The sequence below is a fragment of the Halorarum halophilum genome (assembly GCF_013401515.1).
GTDB lineage: Archaea > Halobacteriota > Halobacteria > Halobacteriales > Haloferacaceae > Halorarum > Halorarum halophilum.
The window spans coordinates 1,063,774-1,083,088 of the sequence record NZ_CP058529.1; the positions used below are offsets into that span (position 1 = coordinate 1,063,774).

Consider the following 19,315-nt stretch of genomic DNA (forward strand, 5'->3'; position numbering starts at 1 on the left):
ATCCCGACTGATACGCGGCAGGTTTCTCTTAAATACGCACGACCGGAGCGGTGTCGTAGATGGTAGCTCTCCCAGATTCGATACGCGGTTCATACCTGCGGAAGTTCGCGGTGATGACGCTCGCGACGCTCGTCGTCGTGGCGGGCGCGGGTGTCGTCCTACAGGGGCAGGTGGCGGCCGACCTCCGCGAGAACACCCACGACCAGTACCGCACGTCGGTCGAACAGAACGCCGCGGAGGTGAGCGGGTGGGCCGAGATGCACGAGGAGACGGCCCGGTTGCTCTCCGAGCGCGCGGCGAACTACGACGACGTCGAGGTGAAGACGATGCTGAGCATGGAGCAGGGACGCCTCCCCGACGACGTCGTCGCGCTCCACTACGTCGACAGTTCGACGATGGAGGTGCTCGAGAGTTCCAGCGAGACGGCGGTCGGGACGACCCTCGACGTCGAGGCGTGGGAGAACGCCGACGAGGGCGACGCCGGCGGGCTGACGAGCGTCTCGCCCACCGGCGCGATTACCTCCAAGGCGTACGAGTCCGACGGGCGGACGCTCGTCGCGTTCGGAAGCTGGGTGCCGGGCACGAAGGAGTCGATCGTGGTGACTGTGCGCGCGTCCTCGCAGACGGACGTCCTCCTCGGCGGCGACGACGGGACGGTCACCCGGGTCGTCGACCGGCACGACGGGGCGATCCACCTCGCGTCCGACGAGTCGCTCCTCGGCTCGTCGTACGGGATGGGGCTGGACTCCTCCGCCATGCAGCACGCCGCCGCCGGCGAATCCGGCGCACACGACATGGACGAACGGGGTACCGTGATGGCGTACGCGCCCGTCGAGGGGACCGACTGGGTCGTCGTCACGACGGTCCCGCAGTCGAAGGCGTACGCGCTGGCGTCGGACGTGCGACGCGACATGTACGTGCTCGTGGGGCTCGCGATGGCCGGCTTCCTCGTCATCGGCGCCACGATGGGGCGCTCGACCGGCCGGACGCTCAGCGATCTCGCGGATCGGGCGACGGCGCTCGCCCGCGGCGAGGACGACGACATCGAGCGCACGGACCGCGTCGACGAGGTCGGCCAGGTCCACGACGCCGTCGTGGACGTGAGCGAGTACCTCTCGACCGCGGCGTCGCAGGCCGACGCGGTGGCCCGAAGCGAGTTCGACGCCGCGGTTCTCGACGAGGACGTCCCCGGGTCGCTGGGCGAATCACTCGCCGCCATGCGCGCCGACCTCGACCGCCTCATCACCGAGATGGAGGCGACGACCGAGGAACTCGAACGGAGCGCGGAGTCGTACAGCGCGAAACTGGAGCGGGCCGCCGACGGCGACCTGACCGTCCGACTCGCGGAGGACGCCGACAACGAGGCGATGCGCGACGTCGCCACCGCGGTGAACGCCACGCTCGCGGACCTCGAATCGACGGTCGGGCGGGTGGACACGGTCGCCCACGACGTCGCCGACTCGAGCACCGACGCCCGCGACGGGACGGCGGAGGTCGAGCGCGCGAGCCGGGAGGTGGCCGAGTCGACCGAGGAGATCTCCGCCGGGGCGGCCGAGCAGTCCGACCACCTCGCGGAGGTGAGCGGCGAGATGGCGACGCTCTCGGCCGCGGTCGAGGAGGTCGCCGCGACGGCCGACGAGGTCGCGGAGCAGTCCGAGACCGCGGCACAGACCGGCGAGCGCGGGGTCGCGCTGGCCGACGAGGCGGTCGCCGAGATGGCGGCCATCGAGGACGCCAGCGAGGAGACCGCGGAGGTCGTCCGCGGGCTGGAGGAGGAGGTCCAGGAGATCGGCGAGATCGTCGAACTCATCGACGGAATCGCGGAGCAGACGAACACGCTGGCGCTCAACGCGAGCATCGAGGCCGCCCGCGCCGGCGCCGAGGGTGACGGCTTCGCGGTCGTCGCCGACGAGGTGAAGTCGCTGGCGACGGACACGCGCGAGGCGACGAAGCGGATCTCGAGCCGGATCGAGCGCGTCCAGGCGTCGACTGACGACGCGGTGACGGACATCGAGCGCATGCGCGGGCGTGTCGAGGACGGTACAGACACGATCGAGGCCGGCCTCGGCTCGATGGGCGAGGTGGTCGACGCGATCGAGCGGGCGAACGACGGCGTCCAGTCCATCAGCGCCACGGCCGACGACCAGGCGACCTCTGCCGAGGAGGTCGTGGCGATGGCCGACGAGGTAGCGACGGTGAGCGAGCAGACCGCGGCGGAGGCCGGGAACGTCTCGGCGGCCGCCGAGGAACAGACCGCCTCGCTGAACCAGGTGAGCTCGGAGGTCTCGCGTCTCTCGGAGCGCGCGGCGGAGCTCATCGACCTCACCGCCGCGTTCGAGGCGGACGCGTCCGACGCCGATCGGGTCGCTACCGGCGGCCCCGTCGACGGGTCCGGGATCGACGGAACTGACGGGACCGACGGGACCGAGTCGAGCTTCTCGTTCGACTCCTCCCGGAGCGTCGCGTCCACCGACGACGACTGACCGACGGAGCGACAAGACCAGAACGGTCACACCGGGTGACCGTCGGAACCCGTCGACGGCGACGAACCGGGCTGGACGACCGACCGTTGTTTCTTCAACTACTACGCGAACAGGACGCCCGCGTCCGGACGCCTCCCCTCATGGGTCCGGGCGGGCGCCGAGCGTGAGATCGACTGTCGTCTCCGCGCCGTCGCGGATCACGGTGACGGGGATCGTGTCGCCCGGGCTCGTGTCGAGCGCGAGCACGTTCGAGAGGTCCGCCATCGTCTCCACTTCGGTACCCCCCATCCCGCGGACGACGTCGCCGCCGGTCGGCACGCTGACGCCGTTCGTGACGGTCGTGTCCCCTGCCGGTCGGAGGACTCCCTGTGCCGGGCCGTCGGGCAGCACGTCCGCGACGACGACGCCGCCGACGTTCTCGAGGCCGTACGTCTCCGCGACCGCCGGGGTGACCTCGAGGAGGCTCGTCCCCATGAACGGGTGGTCGTAGCTCCCGTCCTCGGCCAGCGCGGGGACGACGCGCTTCGCGAGCGCCGCCGAGATGGCGAAGCCGACGTTCTCCCCGCCCGCCGAACTGACGACGCCGACCACGTCGCCCTCGAAGGTGACGAGCGGGCCGCCGCTGTTTCCGGGGTTGAGGGCGGCGTCGGTCTGGACGGCGTCGGCAATCTGGAAGTCGTTCGGCGCAGGGAGGAGCCGGTCGATACCGCTGACGATGCCCTCGGAGGCCGACCCGGTGAAGCCGTACGGCGACCCGATCGCGAGCACCGGCGTCCCAACCGGCGGTTCGGGGTCCGTGTCGACGAACGACAGCGGCGTCGCCTCGGAGGGGGTTCCATTCGGTTCCAGGACCGCGAGGTCGCTGTAGGGGTCCGTCCCGGAGACCGTCGCGTCGCGCCACTCGTTGTCGTCGAACCGGAGTTTCACATCGCTCGCGTTCGCCACGACGTGTTCGTTGGTGAGGACGGACCCGTCGGGGCCGACGAAGCCCGAGCCCTGCGAGGCGGGGCCGCTCCGCCCGTAGACGAGCACGCCGACCACAGAGGGGAGCGTCTCCTGATACACCGTCGTCGTCCCGCCGGCGGGGTCGTCCTGGCCGCCACTCTGGCCGCCTTCGCTCTGCTGTCCGCGGGAGCTTCCGACCTGCACGCAGCCCGCGAACGCGCCGGCCGCTACGGTCCCGCCACCGGCGAGGACGTCGCGTCGTGTCGGCATACCTAACGTCTGGTGTGCGGTCTGTTAACTCCGGCGCCGCCTCCGCCGTCGGCGGCAGGTCTTTGCCCCGCCACGGGGAACGCCCCTGCATGAGCCTCGACGTCGAGCCCCCCGACCCTCCCGAACTGGACGCAGTGGACCCGAGCAGCTACGACGACACGGAGGTCGGCGGTGACGACTACCGCCGGGATGAACTGGAGGCGTTCCTCCGCGACGGTGCGTGGGACGAGGCGTTCGACCAGTGGGCCGCCCACGCCGACCTGAGCGAGGTGGAGTGGGGCGTCGTGACCGACCTCGACCTCGTGTCCCGGTTCGACTTCTTCTGGGACGACTTCGCGGACAGGGTCGGGTACCACGCCCCCGGCCTCCCCGAGGACTGGAAGGAACGGGAGCTCCACCCGGCGCTCGACTCGTGGTCGCAGGTGTCGGCCATCAACGCCGGGCTGACCGAGTTCGGGCAGATCGTCTGCGAGGTACTGAAGGAGGAGTACGTCGATTGGGAGAGCGAGTTCGAGGCGCCCGACGACCTCCCGGACTTCTGAACCGCCGGTAGCGATTTACCGCCCCGTGCACACCAGTACCACATGGTCACGGAGACGGAACGGGACGACATGACGTGGTACCAGTGCGAGCGGTGCGGACTCCTCCTGGACGACCCCGACGACGCCCGTCAGCACGAGGAGAACTGCGACGCCGAGGAGCCGTCGTACCTCCAGTAGGTCGGACCCCGTGGTCCTCGCGGTCGGGCGGACTCGGGGACGTCAGGACCGCGTCCGCTACTCCCCTTCCAGCCGGACCGTCATCACGGGGACGTTCGACGTTCGGACGACGCGCTCCGTGACGCTCCCGAGCAGGAACCGGTCCAGCCCCCGCCGTCCGTGGGTCGCCATCACGACGAGGTCGATACCGTACTCCTCGGCGTAGTCCACGATCGTCTCGCGGGGATCGCCCTGTAGCACCTCGGTCCGGCGGTCCACCGCGGGGTCGAGCGCGGCCGACGTCTCCTCGACGATACCCGTCCCCCTCTCCGTGAGCACGTCCGTCGTCGTGTCGCCCGCGAGCCTGGTCACGCTGTCCCGGTTCGTGTCGGCGACGAAGAGGACGTGGATCGTCGCGTCGAACGCCATCCCGATTGCCTCGGCGTGCGCGAGCGCCGTCTCGGTCCCGTCGCTCCCGTCGGTCGGCAGGAGGATCTCATCGTACATGGGTCGACCTTGGACCGGCCCGCACTTGCCCGCTTCGGCTCTCGGGACGGTGTCGATCGAACGCGTCACCAGGGAGCCGGCGGCGCCGCCCGCGTCTCAAAAGTGCTCGTCGGCGAGTCGCTCGGCGTGGTCCTCCGACTCGGCGGCGATCCACCGGACCTTCGCCGCCTCGCCGTACGCGAGTTCCTCCTTCAACTCGTCCCGGAGAACGCCGACGCCGTAGCCGAGCGAGTCGCCCTCCTCGTCGCCGAGTTCGTAGACGCCGTAGCGTTCCGGGGCCGCCCCGACTGCACTGCGGTCGAACTTACGCCACTGTCTGCGGAGGCTCATTCCTCCCCGGCCCCCGCACGTTCCGACGTTCCGTCGTCGTCGGACGCCCCGTCCGGGTCGGAGTCGTCGCCCGCGACGAACTCGTAGCTCTGCTCGCCCCAGTCGTCCTCGACGAACGCGAACACGCGCCCCCGGGCGACCTCCGGGTCGGCTTCCAGTTCCGTGCGCTGGCCGCCCGGCCGCCGGACGGTGACGCCGGGAAACAGCTCCTCCTCCTCGCCCTCGCCGAGGATAACCCGGCCGACGCCGGTGTCCGCGAGGATGTCGTCGTGGGTCTTCAGGTCGTTCACGTACAGCAGGACGCCCTCCGTCTCGGTCGGGTCCGTGACGAGGACGTGCGTCTGCTTACCCGGTGGGGTCGTGAGCGACCCCTCGACCGCCCTCGGGACGCCGTGGTAGAAGGTGACCCTGCCGTCGAGGTACTCGACCTCGACCCCCTCCTCGCGGAGGGCGACCGACACGGTCGCTGGGGCGACGTCGCTCCGGTTCGGCGCGCTCATACGCCGACGTTCTCGCGGCGGGGGAATAAGCCCCGCGACAGGCCGGCGTCCCCGTCGGGGCCCCGTCCGAGAGCGCCCTCACGTCAACTCCCGGAACTTTATCCCCTCCCCCGTCGAGCCGGGAGACATGACACACGGACGACGTACGCTCCTCCGCGGGTTCGGGTCCGGTCTCCCGGTCCTCTTCGGGGGGTGTCTCGCCAGCAGGTCGAGCGTCCGGTACCCACCGACGGACGCGGCCGACGCGTCCGGTGCGACCGTCGACGACGCGGGGTACGACGGCGGTCCAGACGAGGGCCTCCGGGCCGGGGCCGAACCGGAGCCCTCGAACCCAGTGCTGGCCGAGCGGACGCGACGCGTCGACGACGAACTCCGCTGGTTCGCCGAGGCCTATCCCGACGCGATCGTCCGCTTCCGGGCGGCGATCCAGCGGTCCGTGCGGGCGACGCGCGCCCTCAGGGACGCCGACGACGTGGGCGAGGGGGACGTCGACGACCTCGGGGCGACGTACGCGACCACCTTCGCGGACGCCCGGGAGGCCCTCGACGGGCACTTCCGCGTCGTCGCCGGCATCGAACGGCGCGTCGAGTACCACCTCTCGGTCGTCCGCAAGTTCGCCCGGCGGGACGACCGCGACCGGACCGACGAGGAACTCGGCAGGCTGGCGTCGTTCGCAGGCGGCTTCGGGACCTCGCTGTACGCCGAGCAGTCGCTCTCCCGGAACCCGGTCCAGAACCACCTCGTCCGATTCCTCCGGAACGGCGGGTTCGACGAGGAGCGGACGCTGCTCTGGCAACTCGCCCGCGACCCGGCCGAAGGGACGCGGTTCGAGACGTACGCCTACGAGGGTCAGCGGAGCCAGTTGTTCCGTCCGCCGGTCACGGGGGAGGACTCCGCGCGGGTCGACGACTGGTACGGACCGCTCGAGGAACCGACCGACAGGACCGCCGCGGCGACGCTGGCGTTCCACCGGGTCGATCGCTCCGACGGGTCGACGTTCCCGACCCGTCGGCCGGAGGTGGCGCCGATCCGGACCGTCCGCCTCCAGCGGTACGCCGACGCCCGGACGGCGGCCGACGCCCTCTCGCGGGTGGACTCGCGAGTCGTGCGGGAGGGGAGCTACGACCTCGGCGACACGACGTGGCGGCGGGTGTACTATCGACGCGCCGGCGACGTGACGTACGCCCTCTGCTGCCGGGCGGGCGAGTTCATCCTCGCGACAGGCGCCGGAGAGACCGCCTGGGAGGAGCGCGTCGACTGGGACCGCACCCACCTGCGGATGTGGCTCGCGGGGGACTGATGGACGGAGAGGACGCGCGGGCGCTGTCCGTCGTGGTCGGCTCGTACGGCGCGGTCGGGGTCGGTCTCGCACTCGCAGGGTTCGCGACCGCCGACTGGGCCCGGGCGCAGTTCGTTACCGGCGCGAGTGGGGAGGCAGCGGGGACGTTCGGGCCCGTGTTCCTCGCGGCCGCCGCGCTCTCCGTCACCGGTGCGGCGACGATCGGAACGGTCGTCCTCGGCGGCGTTCTCGGGTCGCTGGTCGGCTCGCGGTACGCGGCGCCCGAACGCGCGCTCGCGGTGACCGCCGGCGGGGCGTTCGTCGGGTCGGTGCTCGCGGGAACGCTGGCGGTCGCGGGCGTGCTGGCCGGCGTCGGGGGGGACGGCGCGACGCAGGTGTACGCAGCCGAGACGGCCCTCGTTCCGCTACTCGTCGCGGCGGTGGGTGCCGCGCTCGCAGCGGGCGGGTGCGGCGCGCTCGCGGCCTCGGTGGTTCGATGAGACGGGATAAATTTATGATATCTGGCCGACACGCCGAGGACGTGATACCGAGTCGGAGCCGTCGGCGGGTACTCGCCTCGCTGGCGGGGCTCTCCGGCCTCGCGGTCGGTGCGGGCTGTGGCGGCGGCAACCAGGAGCTCACGCCGGGCGAGGTGCAGGGGTCGCCACCTCCGGCGACGACTCCGGGAGGTAACAGTTCGGGGACCGCGACGGAAGCCCGAGCGGGGACGCCGAGTCCGACGGGGACGTCGGCCCCCACAGGGACGATGACGGAGGCGCCGGTGCCTCCGAAGGGCTCCCTGGAACTCGTCGACGCCGACGTCAGCGTCTCGCGCGACGGCGGGGACGTCGAGGCGGACGCGTACGTGACCCTGGAGAACCGCGGCGGGCCGACGCCGGTGACGTACGAGGTGCTCGAACTCAGGTTCGACCTCCTCTTCACCCCGATCGGCGGCGAGCAGCGGCGCGTCGCCAGCAGCTACGGGACGCGGACCTTCTTCGACGAGTCCGACGGCGGCTTCGCGCCGGGCGAGACGCGACGGGTCGACGGGCTGCTCCGCTTCGCCCGCGACGGGAGCACGAGTCGGTCGACCGACGACCGCCGGTACGACGTCGAGTTCGCGTACCGCCGCATCTCGTTCCGGTAGCCCGCGGCGTCGGATTGGGTCGGCGGCGAACGGTGTGACGACCGCCACACTCAAACCCGCCCCGCGCACCCCATTCCCCATGGAGGGTCGTGCAGCCGCACCCGGGGCCGGGACCGTCGTGAACGCGCTCGCCACCGGCGTCGGCTCGGCGTTCGCGCTGGACATCGAGACGAGCGCCGAGGTCCGTCTCGACCCCGACGTCGACGCGGTGACGGGCGAGATCGACGGCGATCCCGACGGCGACACGAGTCTCGTCGAGCGGTGCGTCGAGCGCGTCGTCGACGAGTACGGCGGGGACGAGGGCGGCACGGTCCGAACGGAGAGCGACGTGCCGACGGCCGCGGGGCTGAAATCGTCCAGCGCCGCCGCGAACGCGACGGTGCTCGCGGCGCTCGACGCGCTCGGACTGGAGGTGGCGAACGATCCCGACGCCGACGTGACGAAGACGGACGCGTGCCGGGTCGGCGTGGAAGCCGCGCGCGACACCGGCGTGGCCGTCACCGGCGCGTTCGACGACGCCTCCGCGAGCATGCTCGGCGGCGCGACCGTCACCGACAACGCCGAGGACGAACTGCTGGCCCGCGACCCGTTCGATCACGAAGCGCTCGTCTGGACGCCGCCGGTGCGCGCCTACAGCGCGGACGCGGACGTGGACCGGTGCAGACAGGTCGCCCCGATGGCCGAACTCGCCGCCGACCTCGCGCTCGAGGGGGACCACACCCGCGCGATGACCGTCAACGGCCTCGCCTTCTCGGCCGCGCTCGGCTTCCCGACCGACCCGGCGGTCGAGGCGATGCCCGACTGCGCCGGCGTCTCGCTGTCCGGGACCGGCCCGAGCGTGGTCGCGGTCGGGACGGCCGACGACCTCGAACGCGTCCGAGAGCGATGGGACGAGCGCGACGGCGAGACGATCCGGACCCGAACACGGAACACAGGAGCCCGAATCACATGAGCGACACACCCGACCCGGCGGAGATGGAACTGGACGAACTGCGACAAGAGATCGAGGACATCGACCGCGAACTGGTCGAACTCATCGCGCGGCGGACCTACGTCGCCGACACCATCGCGAACGTGAAGGAGCAGCGCGACCTGCCGACGACCGACGAGGAGCAGGAGCAGCGCGTGATGGACCGCGCCGGCGAGAACGCCGGACGGTTCGACGTGGACGCGAACCTCGTGAAGGCGATCTTCCGGCTGCTCATCGAACTGAACAAAGTACACCAGCGTGAGAATCGGTAGCATTTAGCACTCCACGATGGGATATTGAACACTACTGTCTAACTACTAACAAGGTTTTCCCCTATTCTAGTAACTGCTCATGAAATGAACAACATACCCATTCTCAGAAGAATTCGATTCGAAACAGAGAAACTAGATTGCGTTGAAGTAGGAGAGGATTTTCGAGGGGGCACACGACTGTATGAGTCTGCGATAGTTGGCCGAATCCACCTCTATCTGAACGGGGATGAGCTACGTGTAGAGCGGAGAATCCCGAGCGATTTCGACGTGTCGGATACCGCGAAAGCGATGTTCGAGATGAGTAGTGAGTTCGAGAGGATTGGCTCCGCGAGCGCGAATCCGTTTTGTTGTGTTTGTGGGGATAGAGGATGTGCGTACCTTGAATGGCGACTCGAAACGGTAGATTCGGAGACGAGACTGATTATGGAAGATTTAATCGGAAATCCAATCGGAGCCCATCAGTATCGCGTTCAGCCGAAGACACTATACAAGGCAGTCGCAGAGTTAGCCGAGACCGTCGTTATAACGATGGAAGATGCGGACGTTAGACAAACGACGGCAGGAACGATTCAGGAGTTCGTTGACTGGCACGAACAGTTGATTCAGTGGGAAGAGAACGAATCCTAAAGATTGGGGACTACTCGATGAACAAGTCAGCCTCGTCGGGACAGACGTAGTGAATGCGGCAAAGTAGACAAAATCTGTTACATCAGTCCGATACCTGAACGAGGTGGGGCGAAGGGAGTCTCGGTAGTCGAATTCGGGCGTTTCAGGGCGTTTATCGATAGGAGGGGAGTGGAATCGTCTTCCGATAGCTGCGTTTCGTCCCGCGATCGGTGAACGATACCGCCGTCCCATAGCCGCCATGGGCACTGCATCGAAGAGGATCATGGGGTGATGACGAAATATTCGAGGGCATCCGCTCACGAGCCAGTCTTTCGGCGGGAATCGCTACCCGGTCGACGTGTCACGAGAATCAGCGTCCACGATACGTCATCTGACAGGATTCACGTGCCGCGTACAGAGGATATATCCATCAGTCGTCTTCGACAGTCTAACATCGGGTATCAGTGATCACCGAGAGGGCGTCGTTGAGCGTTGACGTGATGCTATTCACTCTCGGAATCTTTCCACGTCTCCGGGTCACCTTCACGAAATTCCCCCTTCGCATGTCGTTCACGGGGCCAGAACGCGATTCCGAACGCGGCCACGGTGAACGTCGCGACAGCGACGACCACAACGGGACCAGGAACGGCAGCGATTCCAGCAGTCACAAGCCAGTCTTGCCGGGGAGTAAATGCTGTAATCCGGAAGGTCCAAGCGGCGAGGAGCACCCCGATCAGGGCGAGGTAGATGCGTCGAAGTCGGTTTGCCAGAGCCTCGCCGAAGGTGACTTTCAGCGTCGGCCTCCGGTAGTCCCCACTGAGTTCCGCTCGCCAGTTGGGATGTTCGACGCCCTGTGATGGATCGAGGGCGTTCGCGAACAGGTTCTGCTGGAGCAATCGAACGCGCGAGCGGTAGACGTCGTAGTTCCGGTACCGTCGGGCTTCGATGCCGAGGAAGATGGTGACGATCACGATTCCGATGAGCAGAATGTAATGAGGGTTTTCCGTATTCGAGAACGCCCACGTGAGAATTGCTGCAATGACCGTCACCGCCCACGTGGTCGCCTGGTCGAGACGTTGCCGCCACGTAGTTGCCTCGTCCATCTCGCCCCGGTAGGCGTGCGCCATCACCGAGCCGAGGCCCGTACTCTGGTCGACCATCTCGCGCCCGATTTCGCGCTGTTCACGTGCTGTCGGGTCGAACTCATCGCTGTCTGAGTCGGTCATACAAATGCCAACGACCCCCGTTCACATAACCAGCGACACGACAGAGCACGGAGAACTGAGTGTCCGCGACTCCGTTCGTTACAACCGTGTGGACCCTCCCCGTACAGAGAAGTCTAGAAGCCGTGTGGTATCGAGGCCTATACAGGGCACTCATGAACCGGCCAGAGCGGAGATAGCTTCGGAGACATCACCACGGCGATGTCACTGGTCAGTCCGTTTCCGATCCCACCTACGCGGGACTGATGTCGAGCTGTTGGAACATCCCGAACAGATCGAAGTTCGCCCAGCGTTCCGCGACTTTACCGTCTTCCACCCTGACGACTCCGATCCCCATGATGTCGATCTCGTTCTCGGTCGGTTCGAATCCCATGAACGAACCCTCGTGCGTCCCCGTAACCCGCCCCCAGAACGCCGCCTTGTCCCCTTCAGCGATGTACTCCTCGACCTCGTACCGAAGGTCGGGGAACGCCTCCCGGTAGCCTCGAACGAACTGCTTGAACTCCTCGAGGTCCTCCGCGCCGTCGAGCGTCGGGTCGTGATACAGTTGGTCCGTCGTGAGAATCTCGTCCATTCCGTCGACGTTCCCCTCGTTCCACACTTCCGCGACGTACCTGCGAGCGACCTGTTTGGTCCGTTCGGCAGCGGAGGTCATACTCGTAGTTACCGCACGGTAGCTATTCAGGATTCCTGCAGTCGAGCGTGGTTCGATCGATGCCCGAAACCAGCGGTCGACGGAGTCGCGTCGAAGAACAGTCGGGAACGGACTTTCACAGCGAACAGATTGACGGAACGAACTATTCCAGGAAACGTCGCGACGTACCCCCGAATCAGGACCGCTAGATCCGCTCCGTCGGGGCGAGCCTGCTGGGATTCGGCCGGTGGCGACCGGCAAGGGGCGGGGGACTGCAGGGCAAAGGATTCAGGCCGGTCCGGAGAGGGTCGATGCGATGTGGGAAGTCACGACTGTGAGCGAACCCGACTCTCCCCATTTGGCTGAGGAGCCGATGGGGCCGCGCCCGTGAGCGACACGTCGGGGGCGTCCCGGCCCAGGGCGGGTCCGATGCGGGCCGCGGCGGGTCGCGTCGTCGACTCGGTTCGCGTCAGCGAGCGTCGCCGCGTGGCCGTGGTCGTCGGCGTCCCGTTCCTGTTCTGGCTGGTGGTCGAACTGGCGGCGAACCTGGGAATCCTCCCGCTCGTCGCCGCCGCGGTGCTGGGAGCGTTCCTCTACACGCGCGGGACGGCCCAGGATACGCTAGCGGCCGGAGCTTACGGGACCGGCCTGCTGGCAGTCGGCGTCGCGGCGGTCCAGCTGTACCAGTCGGTGGCCGGCGGAAGCACCGAGGCGCTGGCCGACACCGTGGCGAGACTCGCCGGGTGGCCCCTGACGGGGGTAGTCCTGATCGTTCTGGGAGCGTGGCTACACGGGGCGGATCTCTGAGAACCGTCGAGGACCGCTAGGCCCCTGGATCCTCGACGCGGTCCGCCGACTGGGGTCCGGGTCGCAGTCCCCGGTACGAGAGGAGGGCTCCCACCACGAACACGATCGTGGCGAGGTAGATGGGTCCGAGATGCGTCATCCAGTTGTGGGTGAAGAGATCCATGTAGTGCATCGGCAGCGCGAGCGCCAGGCCGATCACGGCGGCGACGACCGCCGTCGCCCACGCCCAGAGCAGGCCGCCGCGGACCCCGTACCACGCCAGCGCGGCGACGGCGACGCCGGTGGCGATGATGAACGCCGCGGTGGCCACGTGGAGGTGGTTGATGTAGTGCATGATGGCCGGATCGATCGCGTCGAGATCCGCGGGGGTGACCCCGTTCAGGGTCGCGACGCCGAGTTCGAAGCCGGTGCCGAGGAACGTCCTCACGAGGAAAACTACTCCGTAGCCGACGAAGGCGACGCCCGCGAGCGCCATCAGGAGCGATCCGGTTCGCACCCCACGCCCCGGGACGTAGTCGGCCCCGTGCTGCTCGATGCTCGCTTTTTCTGTGCTCATGGTTGGTAAGTTCCAGTTCCGGTTCCGTTCGGGTTCACACCTCGACCTCGGTCACGTGTCGTTCCTCGATCTCGTCGATGGTGTACTCCTTCCCGTGCTGTTCTCGAACGTGGTCGCGTGTGATCTCCAGCAACCGGTCCCTGTCGTCCTCCTCGGTCCGCATGAGGAACACGCATCCCGAGACTTCGGTGTCGCACGCTACCTGCAGGGCCGTGATACCCTCGTCAGCCTGTTCGTTGGTGGTCATGATTGATTCTCCTTCCAGCGGGACGGGATACGGTCCAGGAACGCATGTAGGCAACTAGTGGCGTTCGTTCAGCCGGTGACACGTGTGCAGCCGGTGAATCGAGGTCACCGACTGCAAGCATGGACTACCCGTTCCACCTCCCACGGACGCCCGACGGACCAGTATCGATCGACACCCGGACCGTCCCGCTGTTCCGGTCGTAGCAGTCGACTGTGGATCTGTTGCCGAAGAGACTGACGCCGAAGGGCGGTTGCTTCACCCCACAGACCTATACCTGGAGACTGGTACCTTCCGACAATGAGAGGAAGCGGAACGGTCGAGGCAGTCCACCTCGCACCCGAAGCGGAAGCTCCGATGGAATCGGTAGACGAGGTTCGGGCAGTCGCCGGAGAGGGGCTCCGGGGCGACCGGTACTTCGAGGGGATCGGAACGTTCTCCGACTCGCCGAGGGGCGGCCTCGAGGTCACCCTGACGGAGGCGGAAGCGATCGAGGCGATCGAACGCGAAGCGGGAATCACGCTCGGGTTCGACGAACACCGCCGGAACATCACGACCCGCGACGCGGCACTCAACCACCTGGTCGGTGAACAGTTCCGCGTCGGCGACACGGTCTGTGAGGGGATCCGGCTCTGCGAGCCGTGCGACCACCTGCGGCGGTTGACCGTCGAAGGGATCGACGACGCCCTGACCCACCGGGGTGGGCTCCGTGCCGACGTCGTCGAGAGCGGGACGATCCACGTCGGAGACACGCTCGAACCGGTGTAACGTTCGCCGGTTGTACAACCGGTGAACCCTCGGGGTCCGGACCGTTCCCCGGACCACCACTTCGATCGCCGAATGCCGGGGATCGGTTCACGGACCCTGGAGACGGCGCACACCTCGAACTGTGGAATACCCCCGTTCCGGCGTGCGCCCCCGCCGACTCAGTACTCCCAGAGCCGGTCGATCCGGGACTCGATGCCGGGGTGCTCGTTTCGCAGTTCCTCGACGCCGGTCTCGCCGCCGACGTTGATCACGTGCACCTCGCCACGCCGCCCGGGGTACACGTCCTGGAAGTCGTACACGACGCCGACGACGTCGACGCCCGGGGGGACCTCGTCGCTTTCGACGAGGAACTCGACCTGCCGGTCGACGTTGTACTCGACGAGGCGGTTGACGGCCTCGGCGCCGTCCACGTCCGGGGGCAGCGACTCCAGACCGGCCCCGATGTGCGGCCTCAGCAGGTCGAGGCAGTGGTCGATCCCGGCCGGCTCGGAGCTCCCCTCCGTGAGGTCCTCGTAGGTCGCCGTGACGGCCCCGCACCCCGTGTGCCCCACGACGACGACGGTGTCCGTCCCCGCGTGTTCGATCGGGTAGAGGACGTCCCCCGAGACCGCCTCCCCCGAGTCGGTCCGCTGTACGACGCGATTGCCGATGTTCCCACACGTGAAGAGCCGCCCGGGCTCGTCGTTCCCCCAGATGTGGTCCTGGAGGACGCGGGAGTCCGAGCAGCAGACGGTGACAGCGTCCGGGTGTTGTGAGTCCTGTACCCCGTCGAACCGGGACTGGAACTCCGCAGCGTGTTCAGCGTTGTTCCGCAGTAACTCGAGTACCGTCCGGTGCATGGGTGCGATGACACGCCCCGACAACTGAATTCATTGGTTTCACTCGTTCCTCGCGTCACGCCACTCCGCTGCGAGTAGTCCGTACAGGAGACAGTCGTGGTACTCGCCGTCGACGAAGTCCTGCTCCCGCTGTCTCCCCTCCTCGACGAACCCGATTTTCTCCACGAGCCGTTTCGACGCCCCGTTGAACTCGACCACCTCCGCGACGAACTTGTGGAGCCGCCGCTGGTCGAACCCGTACTCGACGAGGAGTTCGACCGCCTCGGTTCCGTACCCCTCGCCCCAGTACTCGGGGCGGATCCAGCAGCTGATCTCCGCCGTCCCCGCTGTCTCGTCCACGTCGGAGTACCCGACCAGTCCGACGGGTTCCGTCCCGGCGGCGACGAGGAGGCGAACGGCGGACGAGTCGGAATCCGGTTCGAGGAGCGCGCGTACATCGGTCAGGGAGTACGGTCTCGACGGCTGCATCGGTTTCCGGATCTCGGGCGAGTTGATCGACTCGTGGAGGAACGCAGCGTCCTCCTCCTCGACCGTGTGGAGGGACACGTCCTCGCCCGTGAGAAACGCCGGTCCTGGCATGAGTACGGGGTTGACGGAATCCGACCTTAGCGGTTGTGACTCGGCGGTGCTCCCGAAAGGGAGCGGGAGGTGATGTCCCCTCAGCGACGAAGTGGTGTTCTCGGACACGCTTGTGCCGCTGACGCTGGAGTCGCCGTGAACTGGTGGGCACCTCGCGAGGCAGGTCAGTGTTCGGCGTGACGGAGCCAGTCGACGACCGTCTGGACGAACCAGGCCATCCAGACGGAGAAGGAGACGAGCGCCGCCGCGTAGTACGCCACCCGCGTCCCGACCAGCGCCGCGACGGCGAACGCGACGACGACGATCGCGAGCGCGACGAGGTGGTACCGCCGCTCGACGAGCGTGCCCGCGGCGTCCGTCCTAGCGGGCGGGTTCGGCACGGCCGCCGTTTCGGGAGGGGCGACCAAATAGCTGCGGTGGGCACCGTCGCGGTAGTTCCCGAAGGAACTTGGATGTGAGAACGTACGCTCCACCGCCAGCACAATATTAATATCCTAATATGCTATACAGTGTCTAAGGTACATCCTAAGCAAGGCTCAAATACGGTCGGTTGGTAGCCGATTCTACCATGACAGAGCGAACCATGAAGGACGTGAGTCACACACCCCCGAACGACGTGTCCGCGGCGGACGTCTGGAAACGAGGCGGAGAGGAGGGACCGAGCATCGACTCCGAAGCAGAGGGGTCCAGCCCCGCACCCGCCGACGACTGACCGGCCACTGACCGACGACTGACCGGCCGAGAACGACCGTTCCTCGCGTTTCGAACGTCCACGGAGCCCCGCCTTCACGAGGCGCGCGACCGGAGCGTGATTTTCATCCCCGATAGCCGCGGCGACGGCCTTTACCGGGGGTACGTCGAGCGACACGTATGATTCGGGTCGAAGGGTTGCGGAAGGTGTACGGGGACTTCGCCGCCGTACAGGGGAGCACGTTCACGGTGGAACCGGGGGAGATCTTCGGTGTCGTCGGACCGAACGGTGCGGGGAAGACGACGACGCTCAAGAGCGTCGCGGGACTCATCGAGCCGACGGAGGGATCGGCGACCGTGGCGGGGTCGCCCGCCGACGACCCGGCGACCCGGTCCGCGCTGGGCTTCCTCCCGGAGGAGTCGCCGCTGTACGAGGACATGACCGCACGGTCGTACCTCCGCTTCTTCGCGGACCTGTACGACGTGCCCCGCGAGGTCGCCGACGAGCGCATCGAGTCCGCGCTCGATGACCTCGAACTCGAGCACCGGGAGCGACGCCTCGGGGACACCTCGAAGGGGATGAAGCGGAAGGTCGCCATCGCCCGCTCGCTCGTCAACGACCCCGACGTCCTGGTGTACGACGAACCGGCGTCCGGGCTCGACCCGCTGACGACGAACTACGTGCTGGAGTTCACCCGCGAACTCGCGGAGTCCGGCAAGACGGTGCTGTTCTCCGCCCACAACCTCTACCACGTCGAGTCGATCTGCGATCGGGTCGTCATCATGAACGAGGGCGAGATCGTCGCCCGCGGCACCGTCGAGGAGATCCGCGCCGAGCACGGCGAGACGACCTACCGCGTGTTCACGACCGTTCCCGTCGCGGGGAGCGACCCGGACGGCGACCGGCACGTCGTCGCCGTCGGGTCGATGGACGCCGTCGAGGCGGTCCGCGAGCGCGCGACCGAGGCGGGCGGCGAGGTCGCGGACATCCGGACCCGCGAGTCCACGCTGGAGGAGATCTTCCTCGACATGGCCGGCCGGCCGATGCCCGGAAGTCGCCGGGTCGGCCCCGGCGACGACTCCCGGTCGGACGCGACTGGACGACCCGCGACAGGGGCCGAGAAACGGGAGGAAGCGTCGGAGGCGGCGAAGTGAGGCCGGACCCGCGCGCCGTCCTCCGCATCGCACGGTGGGAGGTGTCCCGGACCGCGGGCGTCCTCGACCGTCGGACCGCCGTCCTCGGACTCGTCGCGCTGCTCCTCGCCGGCGGCGTGGCCAGCGCCGCGGCGGCTGGCGGCGGCGTCGCGCTCGACCGGGACATCTACCGCGTCGCCGTCCCGGCCGACAGCCCGTACTACGAACCGGTCGCTGACTCCACGCCGCTCGAAGCGGTCGCGCCGGACGACCCGGACGCCGACCTATTCGTGCACGACCCCGACCCGACGGACGCTCGCGTGACCATCGGGGTCGCGGACACGCCCCGCGCCAGCGCCGCGCTGGCGACGTTCCGGGACGCCGTCGAGGCGCACAACGACCGCCTGATGTTCGCCGAGGCGAACCAGTCCGCGGCGTTCCCCGTCTCGGTCACGCTGTCGTACGTCGAACGCGACTCCGAGCGCGTCGGCGGCGGGGGCGGAACCGGGAGCGCGGGCGAGGGGTCGGACGGCGCCGGTGGAGCCGGTTCCGGCGGCGACAGCTCCGACGGCACAGGGGACGGCTCGAACGGCGAGGCAGACGGAACCGGCGGCGGGTTCGGCATCCCAGACGTCACCGGCGGCGGCCTGTTCGGCGGTCAGCCCACCGGGTCGCCCGCCGAGATCTCCCCGCCGTTCCCCTTCGGCTCGCTGGTACTCGCGTTCGCCTTCCTCGTGCCGATGAACTTCGTCATCCAGGCGTACGGATCCAGCGTGCTGAACGAGCGCATCAACCGCAGGGGCGAACTGCTGCTCGTCGCGCCGGTCACCCGGTTCGACATCGTCGCCGGCAAGACGCTCCCGTACGCGGCCGTCTCGCTCGCGGCGACGACGGTCATCGCGCTCGCGGTCGGCGGCGGTGCCCTCTCGGTCGCCGCGGTGTTCCCCATCGCACTGGCGTTCCTCGCGGCGACGTTCGTCGGCGCGATGTTCGCGCGGTCGTTCAAGGAGCTCACGTTCGTCACCGTCACCGTCTCGGTGTTCCTCACGACGTACGCGTTCGTCCCGGCCATCTTCACGAACGTCACGCCCATCGCGCTCATCTCGCCGCTCACGCTTGTCGTGCGCGACCTCCAGGCGGGTGCGCCTCCGACGGGGCTCGGCGAGTACCTGTTCTCCGCCGGCCCGTTCTACGTCACCTCGGGGATCCTGTTCCTGATCGGGACCGGCGTCTACCGCGAGGAGGACATGTTCACCCAGCGGGCGGTCCCGCTGAAGTTCCTCGACGCGCTCGCCGTCCGCCTCCACCGCCCGCGCGACGTCGCCGTGCTGGCCGCGCTCTCGCTCCCGTTCGTCTTCGTGCTCGAACTGCTCGCGGTCGCGGTCCTGTTCGTGCTCCCCGAGGAGCTCGCGATCGTCGCGCTGCTGCTCGCCGTCGCGGTCGTCGAGGAGGTAGCCAAGAGCGTCGCCATCTTCGCGGGCTTCCACCAGTCCCGGTTCCGGCCGGACGTCCGGACCGCGCTGCAACTGGGGGCGCTCGCCGGACTCGGCTTCTTCCTCGCGGAGAAGGCGACAGCGATCGTCCAGCTCGTCGGCCTCGACACCGTCCCCGTCGGCCAGGCCGCGTTCGCCACGGGCGGGGTCGGCGTCGTCGGCGCGATCGGGCTGCTCGCCGCGCCGCTCGTCCTCCACGTCGTCACCGCCGTCGTCGCGGCGCTCGGCGCGACGCGGGGGAGACGGGCCTACGCCGCGACGCTCGCGGTCGCGATGGCGATCCACTTCGCCTACGACTACCTGGTGGTGAGCACCCTTGGGTGAGCGACCGAGGCCCGAGC

25 protein-coding genes are annotated in these 19,315 nt (G+C 68.2%); 14 read left to right on the forward strand and 11 right to left on the reverse strand.

The features are described from left to right. Positions 1–59: 59 nt before the first annotated feature. A complete protein-coding gene (locus HUG10_RS05590) occupies positions 60–2,483 on the forward strand; it encodes a methyl-accepting chemotaxis protein (protein WP_179168622.1) in 2,424 nt (807 codons plus the stop codon). Between the two features lie 138 nt (positions 2,484–2,621). Here HUG10_RS05590 and HUG10_RS05595 read toward each other — a convergent pair whose 3' ends face one another. Continuing rightward, on the reverse strand, positions 2,622–3,698 hold the full coding sequence (locus tag HUG10_RS05595) for a S1C family serine protease (protein ID WP_179168623.1): 1,077 nt from the start codon (positions 3,696–3,698) through the stop codon (positions 2,622–2,624). Positions 3,699–3,787: 89 nt separating this feature from the next. On the opposite strand from HUG10_RS05595, the gene HUG10_RS05600 reads away from it, so the two are divergent. Beyond that, the gene (locus HUG10_RS05600) at positions 3,788–4,240 is read left to right on the forward strand and encodes a hypothetical protein (protein WP_179168624.1); all 453 of its coding nucleotides are present in this window, start codon (positions 3,788–3,790) and stop codon (positions 4,238–4,240) included. A 42-nt stretch (positions 4,241–4,282) separates the two neighbouring features. Then, positions 4,283–4,417: a DUF7128 family protein gene (locus HUG10_RS21985; RefSeq protein ID WP_281375706.1), complete on the forward strand. Its 135-nt coding sequence runs from the start codon at positions 4,283–4,285 to the stop codon at positions 4,415–4,417. 57 nt (positions 4,418–4,474) lie between these two features. Here HUG10_RS21985 and HUG10_RS05605 read toward each other — a convergent pair whose 3' ends face one another. The 3 genes from HUG10_RS05605 to HUG10_RS05615 form a co-directional block, all read right to left on the reverse strand. Then, positions 4,475–4,903 (reverse strand): universal stress protein, encoded by a 429-nt coding sequence (locus HUG10_RS05605; protein WP_179168625.1) that lies wholly within the window; start codon positions 4,901–4,903, stop codon positions 4,475–4,477. Between the two features lie 96 nt (positions 4,904–4,999). Beyond that, complete coding sequence (locus HUG10_RS05610) at positions 5,000–5,233, reverse strand: DUF7508 domain-containing protein (protein WP_179168626.1); 234 nt, start codon at positions 5,231–5,233, stop codon at positions 5,000–5,002. Continuing rightward, positions 5,230–5,733: a DUF5796 family protein gene (locus HUG10_RS05615; protein WP_179168627.1), complete on the reverse strand. Its 504-nt coding sequence runs from the start codon at positions 5,731–5,733 to the stop codon at positions 5,230–5,232. Before HUG10_RS05615 ends, HUG10_RS05610 begins: the two co-directional genes overlap by 4 nt. Positions 5,734–5,860: 127 nt before the next feature. Here HUG10_RS05615 and HUG10_RS05620 point away from each other — a divergent pair, with 127 nt between their 5' ends. The 6 genes from HUG10_RS05620 (at position 5,861) to HUG10_RS05645 (ending at position 10,028) form a co-directional block, all read left to right on the forward strand. After that, positions 5,861–7,033: a hypothetical protein gene (locus HUG10_RS05620; protein WP_179168628.1), complete on the forward strand. Its 1,173-nt coding sequence runs from the start codon at positions 5,861–5,863 to the stop codon at positions 7,031–7,033. After that, positions 7,033–7,512 carry a hypothetical protein gene (locus HUG10_RS05625; protein ID WP_179168629.1) on the forward strand — a complete coding sequence of 160 codons (480 nt, stop codon included), beginning with the start codon at positions 7,033–7,035 and terminating at the stop codon, positions 7,510–7,512. The genes HUG10_RS05620 and HUG10_RS05625 overlap by 1 nt, the downstream gene beginning before the upstream one ends. Before the next feature lie 41 nt (positions 7,513–7,553). Continuing rightward, complete coding sequence (locus HUG10_RS05630) at positions 7,554–8,159, forward strand: hypothetical protein (RefSeq protein ID WP_179168630.1); 606 nt, start codon at positions 7,554–7,556, stop codon at positions 8,157–8,159. 79 nt (positions 8,160–8,238) lie between these two features. Then, positions 8,239–9,111, forward strand: coding sequence for a shikimate kinase (locus HUG10_RS05635; RefSeq protein ID WP_179168631.1), 873 nt, complete (start codon positions 8,239–8,241; stop codon positions 9,109–9,111). After that, positions 9,108–9,401 carry a chorismate mutase gene (locus tag HUG10_RS05640; RefSeq protein ID WP_179168632.1) on the forward strand — a complete coding sequence of 98 codons (294 nt, stop codon included), beginning with the start codon at positions 9,108–9,110 and terminating at the stop codon, positions 9,399–9,401. Before HUG10_RS05635 ends, HUG10_RS05640 begins: the two co-directional genes overlap by 4 nt. Positions 9,402–9,485: 84 nt before the next feature. After that, positions 9,486–10,028, forward strand: a complete 543-nt coding sequence (locus HUG10_RS05645; protein WP_179168633.1) for a hypothetical protein — start codon at positions 9,486–9,488, stop codon at positions 10,026–10,028. Positions 10,029–10,510: 482 nt separating this feature from the next. Here the strand turns inward: HUG10_RS05645 and HUG10_RS05650 are convergent, their stop codons facing one another. Together HUG10_RS05650 and HUG10_RS05655 are read right to left on the reverse strand one after the other, a co-directional pair. Then, positions 10,511–11,233 (reverse strand): DUF2270 domain-containing protein, encoded by a 723-nt coding sequence (locus HUG10_RS05650; RefSeq protein WP_179168634.1) that lies wholly within the window; start codon positions 11,231–11,233, stop codon positions 10,511–10,513. Between the two features lie 229 nt (positions 11,234–11,462). Continuing rightward, positions 11,463–11,885 (reverse strand): ester cyclase, encoded by a 423-nt coding sequence (locus HUG10_RS05655; protein ID WP_179168635.1) that lies wholly within the window; start codon positions 11,883–11,885, stop codon positions 11,463–11,465. Positions 11,886–12,251: 366 nt separating this feature from the next. Between HUG10_RS05655 and HUG10_RS05660 the strand changes: the two genes are divergently transcribed. After that, positions 12,252–12,671, forward strand: a complete 420-nt coding sequence (locus HUG10_RS05660; RefSeq protein WP_246310220.1) for a hypothetical protein — start codon at positions 12,252–12,254, stop codon at positions 12,669–12,671. Positions 12,672–12,687: 16 nt separating this feature from the next. Here HUG10_RS05660 and HUG10_RS05665 read toward each other — a convergent pair whose 3' ends face one another. Next, positions 12,688–13,227, reverse strand: a complete 540-nt coding sequence (locus tag HUG10_RS05665) for a hypothetical protein (protein WP_179168636.1) — start codon at positions 13,225–13,227, stop codon at positions 12,688–12,690. Positions 13,228–13,261: 34 nt separating this feature from the next. Next, a complete protein-coding gene (locus HUG10_RS05670; protein WP_179168637.1) occupies positions 13,262–13,474 on the reverse strand; it encodes a hypothetical protein in 213 nt (70 codons plus the stop codon). 297 nt (positions 13,475–13,771) lie between these two features. Here HUG10_RS05670 and HUG10_RS05675 point away from each other — a divergent pair, with 297 nt between their 5' ends. Further along, positions 13,772–14,239 (forward strand): MOSC domain-containing protein, encoded by a 468-nt coding sequence (locus tag HUG10_RS05675; protein ID WP_179168638.1) that lies wholly within the window; start codon positions 13,772–13,774, stop codon positions 14,237–14,239. Between the two features lie 158 nt (positions 14,240–14,397). Here HUG10_RS05675 and HUG10_RS05680 read toward each other — a convergent pair whose 3' ends face one another. The 3 genes from HUG10_RS05680 to HUG10_RS05690 form a co-directional block, all read right to left on the reverse strand. Then, positions 14,398–15,078 (reverse strand): carbonic anhydrase, encoded by a 681-nt coding sequence (locus HUG10_RS05680; protein ID WP_179168639.1) that lies wholly within the window; start codon positions 15,076–15,078, stop codon positions 14,398–14,400. A gap of 39 nt (positions 15,079–15,117) precedes the next feature. Further along, positions 15,118–15,657, reverse strand: a complete 540-nt coding sequence (locus HUG10_RS05685) for a GNAT family N-acetyltransferase (RefSeq protein WP_179168640.1) — start codon at positions 15,655–15,657, stop codon at positions 15,118–15,120. A gap of 164 nt (positions 15,658–15,821) precedes the next feature. Further along, positions 15,822–16,037, reverse strand: a complete 216-nt coding sequence (locus tag HUG10_RS05690) for a hypothetical protein (protein ID WP_179168641.1) — start codon at positions 16,035–16,037, stop codon at positions 15,822–15,824. Between the two features lie 188 nt (positions 16,038–16,225). Between HUG10_RS05690 and HUG10_RS05695 the strand changes: the two genes are divergently transcribed. From HUG10_RS05695 to HUG10_RS05705, 3 genes are all read left to right on the forward strand, one after another. Beyond that, a complete protein-coding gene (locus HUG10_RS05695; RefSeq protein WP_179168642.1) occupies positions 16,226–16,369 on the forward strand; it encodes a hypothetical protein in 144 nt (47 codons plus the stop codon). Between the two features lie 158 nt (positions 16,370–16,527). Further along, positions 16,528–17,502 (forward strand): ABC transporter ATP-binding protein, encoded by a 975-nt coding sequence (locus HUG10_RS05700; RefSeq protein WP_179168643.1) that lies wholly within the window; start codon positions 16,528–16,530, stop codon positions 17,500–17,502. After that, a complete protein-coding gene (locus HUG10_RS05705; RefSeq protein WP_179168644.1) occupies positions 17,499–19,298 on the forward strand; it encodes an ABC transporter permease in 1,800 nt (599 codons plus the stop codon). Before HUG10_RS05700 ends, HUG10_RS05705 begins: the two co-directional genes overlap by 4 nt. Positions 19,299–19,315 lie beyond the last annotated feature (17 nt).